The 18868-nt window shown below is 55.3% G+C and carries 5 protein-coding genes; all 5 read left to right on the top strand.

The genetic code is table 11. The features are described 5' to 3' along the window. Positions 1–5: 5 nt before the first annotated feature. The 5 genes from drmD (at position 6) to E4487_RS13910 (ending at position 17643) form a co-directional block, all read left to right on the top strand. Entirely contained in the window at positions 6–3227 is a 3222-nt protein-coding gene (gene drmD / locus E4487_RS13930; protein WP_218952953.1) for a DISARM system SNF2-like helicase DrmD, read from the top strand. After that, entirely contained in the window at positions 3224–8215 is a 4992-nt protein-coding gene (locus E4487_RS13925) for an Eco57I restriction-modification methylase domain-containing protein (RefSeq protein WP_175253647.1), read from the top strand. Before drmD ends, E4487_RS13925 begins: the two co-directional genes overlap by 4 nt. Then, positions 8215–14166, top strand: coding sequence for a DEAD/DEAH box helicase (locus tag E4487_RS13920; RefSeq protein ID WP_175253646.1), 5952 nt, complete (start codon positions 8215–8217; stop codon positions 14164–14166). The genes E4487_RS13925 and E4487_RS13920 overlap by 1 nt, the downstream gene beginning before the upstream one ends. Before the next feature lie 139 nt (positions 14167–14305). Continuing rightward, positions 14306–16192, top strand: a complete 1887-nt coding sequence (locus E4487_RS13915) for an SIR2 family protein (protein WP_218952952.1) — start codon at positions 14306–14308, stop codon at positions 16190–16192. Continuing rightward, on the top strand, positions 16192–17643 hold the full coding sequence (locus E4487_RS13910; protein ID WP_175253645.1) for a nuclease PIN: 1452 nt from the start codon (positions 16192–16194) through the stop codon (positions 17641–17643). The genes E4487_RS13915 and E4487_RS13910 overlap by 1 nt, the downstream gene beginning before the upstream one ends. The last annotated feature ends 1225 nt before the right edge of the window (positions 17644–18868 follow it).

Raw genomic sequence — 18868 nt, 5'->3', positions numbered from 1 at the left:
TTGGCATGCTTGCCACCGTCCGTAACCGCCGCGGTGTGATCTCCTCCGTAGAGCCCTTCAGTGATAGCAAGACGTCTGCTTTGCTGCACTTAGTTACCATCGAGTTCAGTGATGCCGATGGTGATGCGGAAGAGTCCCTGTTGTGGGAGCGTGAGCGAGGCCCGGTGGTTTTGGAGCCGAATGCGCTGCCCAAAATTGATCGCGAAGCACCTATGCAGCAGGGCGAGTTCCTGGCTTTGCAGCGTGCCGCTCGCTGGAGCGCCCTCACTCCGTTCTTGTCGGCAAGTGACCCTCATGAGCGGTCCGAGCCTGTGCCGACTGCGCCGGTATATGGGGCGGTCAGCGTCGATGACTTCCAGCTCGTACCTCTGGCGCGAGCGATGCGCATGCCACGCGTCTCTCTACTGCTGGCCGATGATGTGGGTCTGGGTAAAACCATTGAAGCCGGGTTGATCCTTGCCGAGCTGATTCGTAAGCGTCGCATTCGGCGCGTGCTGATCATTACCCCGGCATCGCTGCGCACCCAGTGGCAGCAGGAGATGGAAGAGAAGTTCTCCCTTGGCTTCGACATTGTCGACAAGGCTGCCACCCACAAGCTGCAAAAGGAGATGGGGCTAGATGCTAACCCATGGCGGGCGCTACCGCGGATCATCACGTCCTATCACTATCTGCGTCAGCAAGATGTGCTAGAGCAGTTCATCGCCAATTGCGAATCTATTAAGCAGCGGGGCGGTGCACAGCTGCCCTGGGATCTGCTGATTGTCGATGAAGCCCACAACCTGATGCCGTCCAACTTTGGTGAAGACAGCGACCTGGCCAAAATGCTGCGGGTGCTGACGCCATATTTCGAGCACCGCCTGTTCCTCACAGCGACCCCCCACAATGGACATACACGTTGCTTCTCCGGCCTGCTGGAGCAACTGGACCCGGTGCGCTTCACCCAAACCCCGGACTTCACAGACAAAGAGCGCAAGATGATCGGCGATGTGTTGATCCGTCGACTTAAAAGCGAGATCAACGATCAGGATCGTCAGGCCGGACGAGTACCGCGTTTTGCCAAGCGTTATCTGGAGCCGCTGCCGCTTTATATGTTCAAACCGGAGCAGGAGCTGGCGGCTGCCGTTCGCAAGTTTTGCACGCAGTTGAAAGGCATCATCCGCACCGCTCCAGAAGCACGCATGGTGCTCAACTTCGCTATCGAAATTCTGCGCAAGCGCCTCTTGTCCTGCCCAGTGGCTTTTGCCGACAGCTGGTTGCGTTTCAAGGAGGGCTTGGCCGCCAAAGAGGCGCTTCAGGCTGCTGAGGTCGCGGCGGCCCGCCGCGCCAGTGAAGAAGATATCGATGATGACCAGGAGCGTGAGAGCCGCAGCCGGCATGCCGCTCAGGTTGTTGGCGCCTGGATGCACCCCTATGTGGATGTACTGCAGCCTGAGATTGATGCAATTGATGCTGCGCTCAAGTCTTTGGGTCTCGACAAGCAACCCGTTGTTCAAGCCAAGCCTAAATCTGATGCCCGCTTTGATCGCTTGCGTGAGCTGATCGGCAAGGAACTGCGTAATGCAGAGCAGTGGAAGATCGATGAGCGTCTGATCATTTTCACCGAGTACAAGACCACACTCGATTACCTGGTCAATCGGTTGGATGCAGAATATGGGGCTGAGCCCGGTAGCATCTGTCAGCTCTATGGCGGCATGCATGAGGAAGAGCGCGAGGCGGTAAAACGCGCCTTCAACGACCCGGATGCGCCGTTGCGCATTCTGGTCGCGACCGATGCTGCTTCTGAAGGTCTTAACCTGCAGCACACCGCTCGCTTGTTGATGCATTACGAGATCCCGTGGAACCCATCGCGTCTTGAGCAGCGTAACGGCCGTATCGATCGTCACGGTCAATCTCGGGATGTCACCATCTTTCACTTCACCAGCGAAGATGACAGCGACCTGCAGTTCGTTGCCCGTGTACTCAGTAAGGTCAACGACATCCGTGAGGATCTGGGCTCGGTAGGAGAATTGTTCGATGCCGCGTTCCAGCGTCGAATGATGGAGATGAATGAAGATCGTGATGTGCTAGGTGATCTCGATCATCAGATAACCAGTCGTAGGAGTGCCACCGAAGACGCTCAGGTACACACCCAGGAGAGAGGTGAGGACGAAAAGCAGCGCCTTCAGCAACTCTTGGCCGATCTTGACCTGAGCCCTGAAACGCTCAAAGACACACTCGGCGTTGCCATGAGCCTAGGCGCTTCGCGTGAAGTGCTCGATGGCCCAGATGCCAAGGGGCGCATGCGCTTGCGTACACCGCTACCTATGCGTTGGCAGGCAGTGGTTGATGACAGCCTGCGCTTACCTTCTCAGAGAGGTATCAGCGGCGCTATGCCCTGGCTGGTGTTCGACAACCACTTCTTTATCCACAACATCAATGGACGCCCAGTCTTCCGTCCATCTCCAGATACTGTGCTGTTGCACCTGGGGCATCCGTTGCTGCGTCAGTCGCTCAATGCCTTTGCGCGTCTGCGTTTTCCAGGAGGCCAAACCGACTTTCAGCCGCCTAGCCGGTGGCTGGTTACGCGCGGCCAGGTGCCGGCTGGCGTCGAGGCGTTGGTGTTGTTCACCGTAGAAGAAATGGCGGTCAACAATTTGCGTGAAACCTTTCACCATTGGACCCGCACCCTGGCTTTGCCATTGAGCAACAACACCTTGGGTGAGCCTTTGCCTTATCAGGGGCCACACCACGGTTTGTTGGCGGAGCAAAGCGTTGCCGACGTAGCTGCTGCACGCGAGCTATGGGACGAGGTTGAAGACGATATCAGGGCTCTATTGAGCAATTACCGAGCTGAGCTGACTCAGAGCCTTCGTACTCAACTCAAGACAGCGTACGAGCAAGCGAAGGAGCATGAAAAGGAAGCGTTCGAGCAACGCATTCGTGAAGTCGCCGCGCTGCAAAAAGCACAGAGTATCGAGAAGTTGAAGCGAGAGATCGAAGAGCAGCGCGTTGCCAGCATCCAGCATCAACTGTTTGATGATGCCGATGCGCTGGCGGAAAAGCGTCTGCGTGATCTGGAGGATGAGCTCAAGCGTCGTCAGACCCAGTTCGGTGATCTGCAGGAGCGCTTGACCGAAGAGAAACGTCGGATTTTGGAGCAGGTGCTTCCTCGTCGCTTTGATCTGCGTGGCGAAGCTCAGGTCTTCCCGGTCACCATTGAAATTCGTTTTCCGGAGGTGGGGGCATGAGTCTTCATGCAGAAGGATGGGCGCAACTCAAGCACGGCGGCCTATTGATTTCCCCATCCAAACTGGATGAGTTTTTCCCTCATGCCGCGGCGGAGATGTCCGATCACCAGGCTGAGAAGCTGCGGCGAGCACTCACAGCCTTTGACGGCAGTAATGAAAGCCTGAGCAGTCTTCTGGATTACATCCTGCAGGATCTTTCAGGTCTGCCCGCAGATGAATGGCAAAAGGCCCAGGGTGTCGACAGCCGTTGGGCCGTAAGGAGCTTTACCGGCGCCCAGATTAAGCCGCGTCGCCTTTGGCTTGGGCCTAACGGCGAGACTCTAGCTGTGTTCGTGCCTGATGATGGTGGCTCGCGACAGTTCGCCAGCCGATTGGGGGTAGGGCGGTCACGGCAGTTGTTGGGCCGCGTGGTGGAGTGGCTGCGCCGTACCGGGCAGGCGCTGGCGCTGGTCACCAATGGGCGCCAATGGCGACTGGTGCACGCCGGTGCCGATTACGACGCTTGGTGTGAATGGGATATCGATCTTTGGTTCAACGAAGGTCAGCCATCTGCCCAGACCATCGTCTGGCGCACCTTGCTCAATCGCAACACACTGCTGGCGGAGCAGGGCCAAAGCCAATTCCTGCAGGCCATCAGTGCCTCCCGTAAGGGGCAGGCTGAGCTTTCCAGCGTACTGGGTGAGCGCGTTCGCCAGGGTGTAGAGGAGCTGATCACCGCTTCCCATATCGCCATCGAGCAGGCTCAACAGCAAGGGCAGGCTCACGATTACAAGGATCTGTATGTTGCAGGCTCGCGCATCATCATGCGCTGCATCATCACCCTGTTTGCCGAAGCCCGGGGGCTGATGCCTGTCGACAACCCAATTTACCAGCAGGCTTACAGCCTGGAGGGGCTTCGTCATCAGTTGGATCGCCGTGCTGGTGGCCGGGGCAACGAACGACTGAGCCAGGGCCGCAGCGCCTGGCCGCGCCTGATTGGCCTGTTCAACCTGATCCACGAAGGTTCGGCCCATGAGCGCCTGACCGTGCCTCAGTACGGTGGCGCCCTGTTTGAGCCGGGCAATCCCTCCAGCGACGATGGTATTTCCCGCGCGCTCGCGTTGCTGGAAAGCCACCAGAACCTGATCAGCGACCTTCAGGTGCACAAACTGCTTCGCCTGCTGACCCGCACCAAGATGAAGGTGCGTCAGGGCCGCAGCAGTCGCTGGGTGGATGCACCAGTGGATTTCTCCACGCTGTCCTCAGAATACATCGGCATCCTCTACGAAGGCCTGCTCGACTTCGAGCTGAAACAGGCTGCTGAGAATGACCCGGTGATCTTCCTCGCAGTGGGTAACCAACCAGCTCTGACCTTATCGCAGCTGGAGACCATGGAGGATAAGGACATCAAGCAGCTATTCGAGGCCCTGAAGAAAAAAGACAAGGCCGGTGACGACAGCGACGAAGAAGGCGAAGACGACTCAGAGGAAGCTGCCGACATCGATGAAGGCGATGACAGCACCGACGAAGAAGTCGAATCCAGCGAAGACGAAAGCGAAGAAAACGCAAACACTAGCGATGACAGCGGTGAAGAGCTGACCATCAGTGAAGATCACCTGGCCCGCGCCAATGCCTGGTTGCAACGCGCTGCGATGCTTGCTGGGCTGGTGAAAAAGCCCCGTGGACGCAAAGCCAACACCACAGGCAATGAAGGGCAGCAAGCACTGGAGAAGGCCGGCAAGCAGTTGTGCGCTCGAATGGTTGCGCCCGGTCAATTCTTCCTGGTGCGTTGGGGCGGCACCCGTAAAGGCGCGGGCACCTTCTACACCCGCCCGCAATTGGCCGCACCCACTGTGCGTCGTACCCTACAACCGTTGGCCTATGAAGCCGTTCGTAGTGAGATCGATCCGCGAACTGGCCTGGACGCAGTAGTGGAGTGGGTACCGAAAAAGCCCGAGCAGATTCTGGCCCTGAAGGTGTGCGACCCGGCCATGGGCTCCGGCTCTTTCCTGGCGGGTGCCCTGCGTTATCTCACCGAAGCACTGACCCAATCGCTGTTCCATCACAAGCTGATCGAGCGCAGCGAAGATGGCGGTGTGCCGCGCATGGCCGACGGCAAACTGACCGAGCTGCTGAGCGATGAGCTGACCAAGCTCAACCCCAAGGATGATGGTTTTGAAGAAGCGCTACGCTCCCAACTCAAGCGCCACATCGTTGAAAACTGCCTGTACGGCGTAGATCTCGATCCGCTGGCGGTAGAGTTGGGCCGCATGGCGCTGTGGGTAGAAACCATGGATCGTGATCTGCCCTTTGGCTTCCTCGATCACAAGCTTAAAGTCGGCAACGCGCTGGTCGGTACCTGGTTCGACATGTATCGCGATTACCCGGCTATGGCTTGGGAGCGGGAAGGCGGTGACAAGGACTACCAGAAGAATAAGCCGGACAACCTGATCAACCACTGGTACGAGGATGCCAAGAGCAAGCGCAAGGGCGATGTCTTTACAGATGCGATCAAGGCGCGAGCCAAAGCCGTGCCTGAACAATTGCAGGCGCTGCTCAGCGGTCAGCTGACGCTGGACGGCGGGCTGGACGCTGGCAATGTGCACGACGAGCTGCTCAAGGTGTTCCGTAAACTACACCGCCTGCCGGTACACGAAAGCGAAAAGCGCGCCGAGGTCTATCGCAACGAGGTGCTTAACAACCCCCACTACCACGCTCTAAAGGCGCGTATGGATTTGTGGTGCGCGTTATGGTTTTGGCCCGGCGAGCAGATTGAGCAGGCACCGCTGCCGCGTGATTTTGCTAACCCAAGCGAGCAGGTCCTGGCTCTCGCAGCCGACCTGGCACGTCGTCAGCGTTTCTTCCACTGGGAGCTGGAATTCCCGGATGTATTCACCGCCACTCAGGACGGTTTTGATGTACTGCTGGGTAACCCACCTTGGGAAATCCAGAAGCCCAACTCCAAGGAATTTTTCTCCAACCACGATCCCCTGTACCGCGCTTATGGCAAGCAGGATGCGCTGGCCAAGCAGCTGGACTACTTCCGTGCTTTGCCGCAACTGGAGCACGACTGGATTGCCTACAACGCCAACCTCAAAGGCATGTCCAACTGGGCGAAGTACGTAGGTAAACCTTTTGGTGATCGGGTCATCGAAGACAAAGATGGCAAAAAGAAACATGATCTGAATCTGGGTGGGCGCGGCAAGAACAGCTTCGAGTCCTCAGCTGTCGTTCACAAAAAATGGTTGCAGCAGCGCAAGAAGTACAAGGGCTTTGCAGATACTGCGCACCCCTTCCTGTATCAGGGCTCGGCCGACCTCAACACCTACAAGCTGTTTCTTGAGCAAAGCCATGCCTTGCTACGGACTCAGGGGCGGCTGGGCATGATCGTGCCCAGCGGTATCTACACCGACAAGGGCACCACCGATCTGCGCGAGCTGTTCCTTGGTCAGTGTGACTGGCAGTGGCTGTTTGGTTTCGAGAACCGCGAAGGTATTTTCGATATTCACCGCTCCTTCAAATTCTGCCCATTAATTGTGCAGAAGGGTGGTCAAACAGAGGCCATCCGCGCCGCCTTTATGCACCGTAACGTGGATGACTGGGAGCAGGCCGAACGTTTTGCGTTGAAATACAGCGCTGAGAATATTGTGCTGTTCAGCCCGCTTGAAAAGTCATTGCTAGAAATAAGAAATCAAAAAGATGAACTTTTTCTGCAAAAAATTTATAACGGAAGTGAGGTGCTTGGTAGTTTGACAGGTGGTTGGCATGTGGACTACGGGCGAGAGTTGCACATGACAGATGATTCGAAGATTTTTCCCCCGCTTGAGAAATGGGTTGACAAAGGGTTTGTCTATGATCAAGAGAATAGTTTGTGGGTAAATAGATCAACGAATGATGTTGCTCTTCCTCTGTATGAAGGGCGTATGGTTGGTTTTTTTGATTGTATGGCTCAGGTTTGGCAGTCTGGAAAGGGTAGGTTTGCGGTTTGGGAAGATGCGGAAATTCAAAATAAGAAATTCAAATCCCAGTATCTGGTTTCTTTGGCGGACTTTGTCAGGTCAGAGAAGGTCAAGAAATCGTTTAAGCTTGGAATCGTCAAAGTTAGCTCGGCTACAAATAGCAGATCCTTGAAGTGCTCCTTTATTCCGCCATATCCCTGTGGTGAATCGGTTTATTCGCTTGTTCTTTCAAGTGGGTCTATTAAAGAGTTACTGGTGCTTCAGGCGGTGTTGTGCAGCTACGTTTTTGATTTTGTCCTGAGATGCCGATTTGTTGGTGTGAATATAAGTGCGTACTTGCTTAAAGCTTGTCCGGTTCCTAAGTTCTTAAATTTATCTAAGGCTGCTTTGGATGCTGTTGCAGTTTTGTCTGGGCGCCTATCGTTTATTTCAAATGTTTTTGATCCTGCAGCAATGATGTTGTATGAGGAGGTGGGAGTTAAAGTTCCGTCTTGCTCTTCGATTGTCGCTTATAGTGAGCATGAAAGGGTTAGGATTCGTGCGATTCTGGATGCAGTTGTGGCACATATGTTTGGTTTGAGTATCGATGCTTACCTCTACGTAATGTCCGAATGTGATTATCCGGAGGGAGTGGATCATGTTTTTAATCCCAAAGGCTTCTGGCGCATCGACAAAAATAAAGACCCCGAACTGCGTCACACCGTACTGTCACTGGTCGCTTTCCACGACCTGCAGCAAAAAGGCCTCGAAGCGTTCCTCGCTCAGAATGATGGTGAAGGCTGGATGCTTCCCGAACGGCTGCGTCTGGCCGACTATGGCCTGGGGCACGACGACCGTGCGCAGGAATATCAGCCGGTGGCCTCGCGTCTTGGCCCTCGCTTCTATGACTGGCAACTCAACGAAGATGTAGAGCTCTCATGGGAGAAATGCGTCGCCCATGCCGAGTTGATAAGCCGTATTGTGCCGCTGTCTGAGCCGGAATCTGCTGAGGGCGTTGGCGAAACGCCGGCGACCTATAAAACAGAATCACCGCAGGGAGCACTGTTCTGATGCTGAACCCCATCACCTATACCGAAGACGTGGTCAGCGATTTTCTGCGCTACCAGCTCAGCACTTATGCCTTTGCTGATGAAAATCTCTACCAGCAGATGCGCGAGCTGCTCAACCTGGAGCACACCCGTAATACGCCGCTGATGAAGGGGCCGTTTATCTCGCTTTCGCGCACCTTTATGAAAGGCGCCAGCCTAGAGCAACTGGTCAAGGAAGGCGTGCTGCATCCGCATATTCGCCAGCTATCCCCTTATCCCGGCGCTTATTTGCACCAGGAAAAGGCCTTCCGCTCTATCAAAGCTGGTCGGACCACGCTGGTGGCGACCGGTACCGGTTCGGGCAAGACCGAGTCCTTCTTGTTGCCGATCATCAGTCGTTGCCTGCAATTGCGTGATAACGGCGCCGAGGCGGGAGTGACGGCGGTGATCGTTTATCCCATGAACGCCCTGGCCGAAGACCAGCTGCAACGGATGCGCGAGCTGCTGGTCGGTACGGGTGTCACCTTCGGTATGTATGTGGGCAAAACGCCACGCACTGAGGCCGACATTAACGGTGTGCGCCTGGCTCCTGGCAGCACGGTAGCTGATTACCGCAGTAAGTTGCAGCAGATGCAGCAACAGAAAATGGATGTAGCCCTGCATCCGGCCGAAGAGCGTGTGAGTCGTGAAGCCATGCGCACGCCCGGCCAGCAACCTCGTATCTTGCTGACCAACGTCAAGCAGCTGGAGCTGCTGCTGACCCGCCAGCAGGATCTGGAACTGTTCGATAACGCTCGTCTGGAGTTCATGGTCTTCGACGAAGCACACACCTTTACCGGCGCCGGAGGCGCCGAGACCGCCTGCCTGATCCGTCGTCTGCGCGCCTATTGCGGCAAAGACGAAAACAGCACCACTTGCATCGCCACCTCAGCCACCATCGCTGATCCACTCCGCGGTATCGAAGCCGGCCGCGAGTTTGCCAGCCGTTTCTTTGGCATCGATGGCCAGCATGTTGAACTGATCGGGGAGGCTTACGAAGAGGATCTTTGGGGCGAGCCACGCAGCATCAGCGCGCCCTTCAATGGCGATCAGGCCATGCAGCTGAAAACCGTTCTGGAAATGCTCGGTACGTTGGACCGACCCGAGGTAGAGCCTGCTGCCCTGCAGGCCTTCCGGATCTGGTTCCAGACCACCAGTGGAATGCGTATGGCCGGTGATAATTGGCGTGAAGCACTGAATCAGTGGCTAAGCCACAACGAGGTGGTGTTTCAGATTGCTGAGGTGCTGCGCCGTCCGCGAGCCGTGGCTACTTTGCTGGAAAACCTGAATGAAAAACTCGGGCGTCCGATTACCGAAGAAGAAATTCTGATTTGGTTGGCACTGGGTGCGGCAGCGCGCAATGGTGATCGCCCCTTGCTACGCCCGGTGGTACACGGTTTTGTACGTGGCGTCAGCGGTGCTGTGGTGACCTTCGAGGAGGGGCAGGGGCAACCGGCACGACTTTGGCTGTCAGCCGAGGACGCATTGACGGCAGCCGATGGCCGTGACCCTGAGCTGAAAGCCTTTCCGCTTTCGAGCTGCACAACCTGCGGTCAGCATTACTTCGAGCATGGCCTTGAAGATTTCGATTACACCGGCGACGCGCCTGGCGGAGGTTCTGCGGAAGGGAAGAGTCGTGTGTGGCGCTCGCAAGACGTTCCGTTAGGCGGCGTGCGAGCGGTTTCATTGGATCATCAGGTTGGGGCTGATGGAGAGGAAGAGCCCGCTCGCACGGAGGTGCTCTTCGTTTGCCGTTATTGCGGTACAACCCATGACCGGCAAGCCTCTGAGTGTGTGGGTTGCGGTCGCAACAAGACCCTCAAAGCACTGCACTTTGTACAGCAGAAAGAAGAACACATTGGCCGTTTGACCCGCTGTGTATCTTGCGGTGCACACGGCCGCCGGGTGACTGGCAGCTATCGAGAACCCGCTCGTCCGGTGCGTGCCACGGGCGTGGCTGATGTGCATGTATTGGCGCAAAGCATGATCCATCGTGCCGAACGCAAGCGCCTACTGGTGTTTGCAGATAATCGTCAGGATGCGGCGTTTCAGGCGGGCTGGATGCAGGATCGCTCCCGTCGATACCGCTTGCGGGAGCTGATTTACAAGAAGCTGCGCGAGGGTGCCATCTCGGTCAGCGACCTGGTGTTGTGGCTGGACAGGTTTCTTGATGCCGACGATGAGTTGTCGCGGGCCTTGATCCCTGAAGTCTGGCGAGTCGAACCAAAATCGGAAGCCAGCTTGGCCCATGCCGAGGAGCGCAAGTGGTTCTTGCGTGCTCAGATGTTGCGTGAGTTGACGCTGGGGGCACGGCAGAGCACAGGCCTTGAGCCGCTGGGGCGTCTGAAGATTCAGTATCTTGGACTGGATGAAGCACAGCCCACCATACAGAAATGGGCACGAGCGTTGGGCTGCTCGCCTGCTGAGTTGCGTGAAGGTATCGCCTCGCTTCTGGATGCGGCTCGCTCCCGGCGCATGCTGTTTGATCCTGTCACCCGTATGTTCTCCAAGTTCTGGCTGGACGGTGAGAAGGAAGTGCTGCGCGGTTATCTACCGATCATGCGCGGTGTGCCGGAAGGTTTGGTGTTTGAGCGCGATGGTCAGCACGACAAAGGGCGAATCAAGCAGTGGTATAGCGCCTACGACAGCTCCGCCAAACAAGCGGCTGTGAGCTGGGGAGTCGATCCAGATCACGTCCAGTCGTTTTTGAATGATGTGTGGCGGCTGTGCACCGATGAACTGGAACTGCTGACGCAGGTACAGTTCAAGGGCGCGCGCGGTAGTAACTTGCCAGGCTGCCACGGTGCTAGCCAAGTTCATGTGGATCACATGAAGCTGGTGCCTGCGTCAGGGATGTATCGCTGCAAGACTTGCCGCCGCCTCCATGCTCGGGTCAACCCTGGTATGGCCTGCATGGCATGGCGTTGCAGTGGCAAGTTGGAGTTTGAGGCCGAGAATCCGGACAGCTACGATCTGCTGCTGCTCGATCAGGAATTTTCCATGCTCCGAGCTCGCGAGCACTCAGCGCAGATTCCAGGGCCGGAGCGTGAGCGTATCGAAAACGCCTTCAAGGGCGAGAGCGAACGGATCAATACCCTGGTGTGTACGCCTACGCTTGAGATGGGTGTGAACATCGGTTCGCTGGATGCAGTGCTGATGCGCAACGTACCACCACTGCCGGCCAATTACTGGCAGCGAGCTGGTCGTGCCGGACGCCAGTTCCGCATGGCGTTGGATCTGACCTATGCGCGTACCACCAGTCACGATCGAGCCTACTTCAATGAACCACTGAAAATGTTGGAAGGGCTGGTGGAGCCCCCCAGCTTCAACCTGCGCAACCCAGTGATGGTGGCCAAGCATGTCAATGCCACTGTACTGACTACGCTGCTGCAGATGTTGCGTAGTAACTATCTGCCAGGGCAGCAGGCGGCTGCGCTGCAGGACGCATTGTCTGTCTGCTTGCCGCCTCAGATCCGGCCGTATCTGTTCAGCTCTGATGGCATGGTGAGGGCTGAGCCGCTATCTGTTGAAGCACTGAGCCAGCAGATAACGCAGCATCAAAGCGCACTCTTGAATGCGGTGATCAAAGCCTTCCATCAAGGGTGGCCGATTAGTGACCGCGAGGTCGTGAGCCGCGACCAGTTGGAGGTGCTCATCAGTGGTTTTGCTGAGCAGCTCCAGGGAGTAATCAATCGTCTATTCCAGCGTCTGCAGTGGGCTCTGGGACAGTTAGAGCGTTTGCGTAAGGTGGCCGCCGGCAAGGGTGCTCTAGATGCTGATGAAGAAGCCTTGCGCGCCCGATGTGAACGGTTGGTAAAAAAACTAAAAGGCGAGGCCAAGCGCAATCGTAGCCAGGCAGAGGGTTTTGATGACACCAATACTTATGGCGTATTGGCGGCTGAGGGCTTTTTGCCGGGTTATGGTCTGGATACCGGTGCGGTAACTCTGACCCACGTGGCACCGCGCCACAGCAGCGATATCAGTGATTGGGAGCTACGCCGCAACACGGCTCTGGCTGTTCGCGAATATGTCCCAGGTAATCTCATTTACGCCAATGCGCATAAATTTGTGCCCCGTCACTTCCACTTGGTTCCTGAAGAACCCCTGGTGTTTGCGGTAGATGTGGCTAGTGAGTCAATCCAGGAAACTGGCCCGAGCACTAAGGCCGGCAATGAAGCCAGTTCCATGTCGGTCACGCAAATTCCAGGTGTAGCCATCTGCGATGTGGATGCGCCCCATCATTCCTATATTTCGGACGATGAGGACTATCGCTTCCAGATGTCGGTGGCGGTTTTTGCTCAAGACCAGGGGCGGCATTCCGGCGGTAAAGTCTACGAGTGGGGCAGAGCAGCGTTGCAACTGAAGCATGGTATGCACATGCGTCTAGTGAACGTCGGTGCCGCATCTCAAGTACGCTCGGGAGCTTTGCTGGGTTACCCCTTGTGTTTGGTCTGCGGCGCGAGCCGTTCGGCCATGAGCAGCCAGACCGAACTGGATAAGTTCAACGAACACCATACCGAGCGTTGTGGCCGCCCTATTCAGACCATAGCTTTCTATGCCGAAGTAGTAGCCGACGCGCTGGTGCTGCAGGACTGCTCCTCCCAAGATACGGCCTACAGCGTCATGGAGTCGCTGCGTCAAGGGGCTGCCGATGTGCTGGATATGGAAATATCCGATCTCCAGGTCCAAGTGATTGGAAAACCGGGGAGTGAATCGGTAGATGCGCTGTTGTATGACCCTATGCCTGGTGGCTCGGGCCTGCTGGAACAGCTCTTGGAGCACTGGCCGGATGTTGTCGCTGCGGCAAAACGTTTGGCTGAAGAGTGCCCGTCAGCCTGTGAATCTTCCTGTGTGGATTGCCTGCAGCATTTCCGCAACTCGTTCTATCACGACAAGCTGAATCGCCATACCGCGCTTGAAGTGTTCAATGACTGGGGAAGTACCCTGAGCTTTGCCCATGATTTGGCGCCTCTGCTGCCAGATGAAACCCTGACGCAGCAACCGGGTAATCCCCCTGAGCAACAGCTGGTAGCGATGTTGAAAGCCGCCGGCATGTCTGCATTTGAGACTGAACGGCCGATTCAGCTGTCCGGTGGCATCACGACCCGTCCGGATGTGTATTTCCACGAGCCCAATGATCAGTACGAAGGCGTCTGCATCTACCTGGATGGAATGAGTGAGCACCTGCATGGCAACGCTCAGACAGCAGCTAAGGATCGGCAGATCCGCCAGGAGTTGCTAAATACTGATTACGAGGTGATCGAGATCCAGTTCCAGGAGCTGTACGACAAAACGGTGATGCGTGAGCACATGCGCCGCATTGCACGAGCCGTAATCGGTAAGGCGAAGGCTAAGGAGCTTGCTGCTAGTGATTACTGGTTTGATTCTGCAAGCAGCTCAATGGTTGGGGTGGCTACATCCAGTGGCAAGGTATTGCCGTTCAAAACCGTGACCCCGAATGACGCGGGCTTTGAACCCTATCAGGGCTGCGTTCCATTGGTTGGCCTACAGGTCGCTGCTGGTGCTTGGAGCAAAGAGCAGGGCGGTCTACTTGAGTTGGCCGAGCATGCAGAAGACTGGGTCGTGTTGGTAGACGGAAAGTCGGAGCCCGGCATGTTTGTGGCCCAGGTGATCGGTCGTTCCATGGAGCCCTTGGTGCCAGACGGTAGTTACTGTCTGTTCCGGCCCGTGCCGGCGGGTAGTCGGCAGGGGCGGAAGTTGCTTGTCTGGCATGCAGGCGTTGCCGATACCGAGACGGGCGGGGAGTACACCTTGAAAGTCTATTTCAGCCAAAAAACTGCGAGTGATGATGGTGAGTGGCAGCACGAGCATATAACGCTTAAGCCGCTTAATCCGGAATATGAGCCCTTAGTGCTGGAGCCTGAGGAAGAGGGTAAGGTTGTTGCCGTCGCCGAATTTATAAAAGTGCTTTAAAGCGGTTATTGCTAAGGCGGGAGGATGGTTTAAAGAGTTTCCTATTGCTAAATAGCCATCATGTGGAGATGCTACTGGTTTCATCAGTCTTATTTTTGCAGGTACAAAGACAGAGCTTCAGGGAAAGAGCTAAGTTGTGATGCAGACAGTTCAGATAATTTCGGCAAATAGTTTCGCGACCGCATTGGCGTTGAGACCGAATCTTGTGGCTTGGTTTCTTGGGGCTGGAGCTTCGGCTGCCTCAGGAATTCCAACTGGCTACGCAATGATTCGGGACTTTAAGGCGCAGATATTCTGTCGCGAGAACAACATTTCCAAACGGGAAATCGATACCGGTGACCAAGTCTGGATTGACCGGATTGATGAGTTCTTTCGGAGAACTTCCCTCCTGCCACCCGATGGAGACCCAACTGAGTACGCAGCTGCATTCGAGGCTGTCTATCCGCAGCCAAGGCACCGAAGGCAATATATCGACGACGCCATCTCCAAAGGCACACCATGTTTCGGGCACCGGATACTTGGAGGTTTGCTTGCTGCCAGGAAGGTGGACTGCGTGTTCACCACAAACTTCGATCCGCTAATTGAGGAGTCTGCTCTATCCGCCAATATGCTTCTGCCGACGTCAGACCAGGTTCGGCCAACGGTTGCAGCCATTGACTCAAGTGAGCGCGCGATGCGCTGCTTGAGTGAGTCGGACTGGCCACTGGTGGCGAAGCTGCATGGCGATTATCAGTCCACTGCCATTAAGAACACCGGTTCGGAGTTGGAAAGCCAGGATCAGCACATGAGGCATGTGTTGGTCGAGGCCAGTAAGCGCTTTGGTATGGTATTCGTTGGCTACAGCGGTCGTGATGCCTCGGTCATGGAGGCATTAAGCTCTGTCCTGCAGGAGACTGCCCCTTTTCCGAACGGCCTGTACTGGGTAACGTCATCACCATCTCGGCTCCTTCCCGCAGTTACTCAGTTCCTTGAGAAAGCACATCTTGCAGGTGTGGATGTTGCGGTGGTCGAGTGCAAAACGTTTGACGAGCTGGCTGCTGAGGTCATCAAGCATATCGATCTTCCTCAGGTGTTGGTGGATAACGTGATGCAGGGTCGAGCGTCTCCTCGTTTGGTCCCAGTCAATTTGCCGAGTGTTGAGGTAAAGCAGTTTCCGGTTCTCAGACTTTCAGCACTTCTTATCGAATCACTGCCAAGGGCGGCTCGTCGAATAACCCTTTCTAAGGCCACAACGTCCCCTGCTGTTCGGGCGCTGCTGAGAGAGCGGCGCTGTAAAGCGGTCGTGGCGGCGAACGGCCGAGAGCTAGCAGTATTTGGGAGGGATGAGGAGATGCTGGCTGCTCTTGCTCCTCTCGGTCCGCAGCTTGCCGGACTTGTGGCTCTGGATCCTACCAAGGACAGCTGGGCGCATGGGCTCATCTACGATGCGCTAGTCAAAGCTCTATCGCGTCATCGCCCCCTCATTCCAAGATTCAAGCGATCCGGCCACTCACTGGTTGTCACCGCCCCGCGAGAGGGCGAGGATCCGGAGAGGGCTCTCCAGCGATCCCAAGATCTCGCCCAGCTTAGTGCGGCTTATGCGAGTTCCCTGACAGGGAATGTTCCAAAGCTGGGCTTCCCCTTCCATGAAGGTGTCTTTCTGAAGCTAGAGCTGATTGAGGGGCGCTGGTGGTGTGGCTTTGAACCATACACCTTCGTGGATATCCCCAGGCCTGAACGTTCTGAGCAGTCGGTACAACCCAATCCAGCAGGCGCCGAGCACGACGTCTTGGGAGTGCCGTTTGAGCTCCGAAGGGGAGATCCTGCTGGTGACTGGCGCAGGGAGCGTTGGGCTCCGAAGTACAATAAACATTGGGCGGCAATCATCGAAGCATGGGCGATGCTGCTCGCCACAACTCGGGAAGGAACAGTAAGTGCCTTTGCTCTCAATGACGGTGTTGGGGTCGACGCGGTATTCAATCTATCGCGAGTTACTGGCTGGAGTCGACCTGGTCATCACCATTCTTACTTCGATAGGAGCAAGTAATGGTTAGTCCCGCGCAAGCATCAAAACTTCCTCCGTTTACCTTGTTAGACGAGCCCTTGCTTTGCTTCTCACCCTCCGATGCTGAGCAGGTAGATGTGCATCCGCTTAGAGGGCTCGTCAACTTTGGGCCGTACTCCAAGGGATCCTTTGGCGGATACACTTCACAGATTCGGATTGCTACCGTAGGTCCTGAGAGTGCATTTAAACGCCGTGGCGAGCTAATGGCATCTCTTCGCAATTCATACCAGCCCAGTGACCGCTCCGAATACGTTCCTCCATATCCTGGTTTTGAGGCGCTATTTGGCGTGAGGCTAGAGTCTGCACGTGGTGGTGCGCACATCAAATGGCCAGATTCCTTAAACCAGCTCTCTGGTGATGGTGAGCTGCAAGCACGCCTGTTTCAAGCTATGGATGCGGCCCTTCGCCGACTTGACACTGCGCGAAATGAGTTCGATGTAGTGTTGGTGCACTTCCCGGATTCCTGGGCTCCGGCGACGCGTACCAAATATTTCGATGCTCACGACGCACTCAAGGCGCTAGGGGCGAAGTACAACATCCCTACCCAGGTAATTAATGACCGGGTTTTCTCGTTCAACTACAAGGCATCGCTCGCATGGCGTCTTGCAATTGCTCTGTACGTAAAGGCAGGGGGAACACCTTGGAAGTTGGCGCCGTTGAAGGGGGTGCCGACTGACACAGCATATATCGGCCTTGCCTATGCTTTGCGTGGCGATCAACGCGACGCCCACTATGTAACTTGTTGCTCGCAAGTATTCGATATGGATGGGGGGGGAATGCAGTTCGTGGCCTTTGAGGCACGAGATCCTGTTGCAGATATTGCTGAAGCCCGCCGAAACCCTTTTTTGAGTCGCGACGACATGCGTGCTGTCCTTGCTAGGAGCTTGGAGCTTTACCAAAGTCGGAACGGTGGCAACCTGCCCAAGAGGTTAGTTGTCCATAAGACTACCGCTTTCAAGCCGGAGGAAATCGAGGGAGCGTTCGACGCTTTGTCAGCCGTGCCGGAGATTGAGTGCATCGAAGTCAGTGCAGCGTCTTGTTGGAGAGGGGTTTGGCTGATTCCGTCTGGTCGACCGAAGCCGTTGACCAAACCGTCTGGTTATCCTGTTCCGCGCGGGACGATGATTGTTCGCTCGGGAAACTCTGCACTCGTCTGGGTAGCAGGTAACGCACCGAGGGCATCTAGTAGTGGCGACTACTATCAAGGCAAGAAAAGTATCCCAAAGCCAATCCAGCTGATTAGGCATGCAGGGAGAGGCGCACTCGAAATAATTGCGCACGAAGCTCTAGCTCTGACAAAAATGGATTGGAACAATGATGCGCTCTATGATCCAGTGCCAGTAAGTATTCGCTACTCACAAAGACTGGCGAGGACAATAGCCAACGTACCTGATATGCCTGGCAACGTTTATCCATACCGCCTCTTCATGTAATAGTTGGTTATTGAAATAGACTGCAGCTATGTAATCGAAGCGTGATTGTGTTTCGCTAGGGATGATCTGAAAATCCTTTCTTGAAGAGCTCAGTCCGGCAATTATAAGGGGCCGCATGGCGGCTATTTTGCGATAGCAGGGGCTTTGCCTGAGTTCTCTGGATTATTGATATGTTTTTGGGCTGGTTGTCGACTCGTAATGATCTAGCCTCTTTTGTGGGTAAGTAGAAGGCAGATAAATTGCTGAGGATCAAACTGGTTGCTTGTATGTTGCTGTGGTGGCTTATGGTCTCATATGGAAGTTGCGCCATGCGGGGGCTTCGAAGAGAGGTTATTGTTGAGGATCATCTTTAGGGCCATAGAACATTTCTTCAATTTCCTCGGCAAAAGGCGTCTTTATGTCGTCAGGGACTGGGGGCATGCCGGCTAGAAGGCCGATCCGTTTTTTGTTGGCGGGAATAGCTCTGAAAGAAGGTGTGCCGTTTATGGTTATCAGTACGCTCTCTCCCTGTTTGATGAGCTTCACTATTTAATTTAGCTGGGGAGTGATTTCAGATATATCCATGGTTTTCATCTTGCTCTCCTGGCTTTCGCCATTGAAATTCGTGGTGTTCTCCCTAGCTCCCTTTTTAAGGGGCGTCGGATCGTTGGTGGTTCGATTGCAAGCTATATTCTTGTCTGAAGCTGTGTCAGATGAGCTCATCGCTCAGCATGTTATTGATTGTAGAGAGCGGAATTTTCTATCGGCTATACCTGCTTTAGGTCTCATTGGATTTAGCTTGGGGGGTGAGGAAGGATCTGTAAAGCTCGGTCGGAGTGAGTAAATAGTTACTTAGTATCTGAGTTAACTAACTGGTTGGTTATTTGTTTTTCTGTAACTTGTTGTGGCTCTTGCGGATATCCGCGCTATGTTTGAAAGTCGGGGCAGTGTTGTGGCTATAGTCGTGCATGGAAAAATCCGACGAGCGGCGTCTGGGTTGCCCGCGCGATGCCGCTAAGGCTTCTCGTGGCAGTAAATGCGGCATCTGAGAGGATCGGCCTATAGTCAATCGAGCGATTGTGGTGATGGCGTGCCTGTGTAAGGTTAGTTTTGTTGCGCTTGTGGAGTTAAAGGGGGCATTGCACTGGGTAAGGAATTCTTACACTTAACTTTTACACAGAAATTTCATTAACTTGAATTGAATAAATTTAAACTCGCTGTTGGTTGTGTAAGGCAGGTGCTGAGG

This window comes from Pseudomonas sp. BMW13, assembly GCF_013357275.1.
Classification (GTDB): domain Bacteria; phylum Pseudomonadota; class Gammaproteobacteria; order Pseudomonadales; family Pseudomonadaceae; genus Aquipseudomonas; species Aquipseudomonas khazarica.
This window is presented reverse-complemented; position numbering and strand designations above follow the sequence as displayed.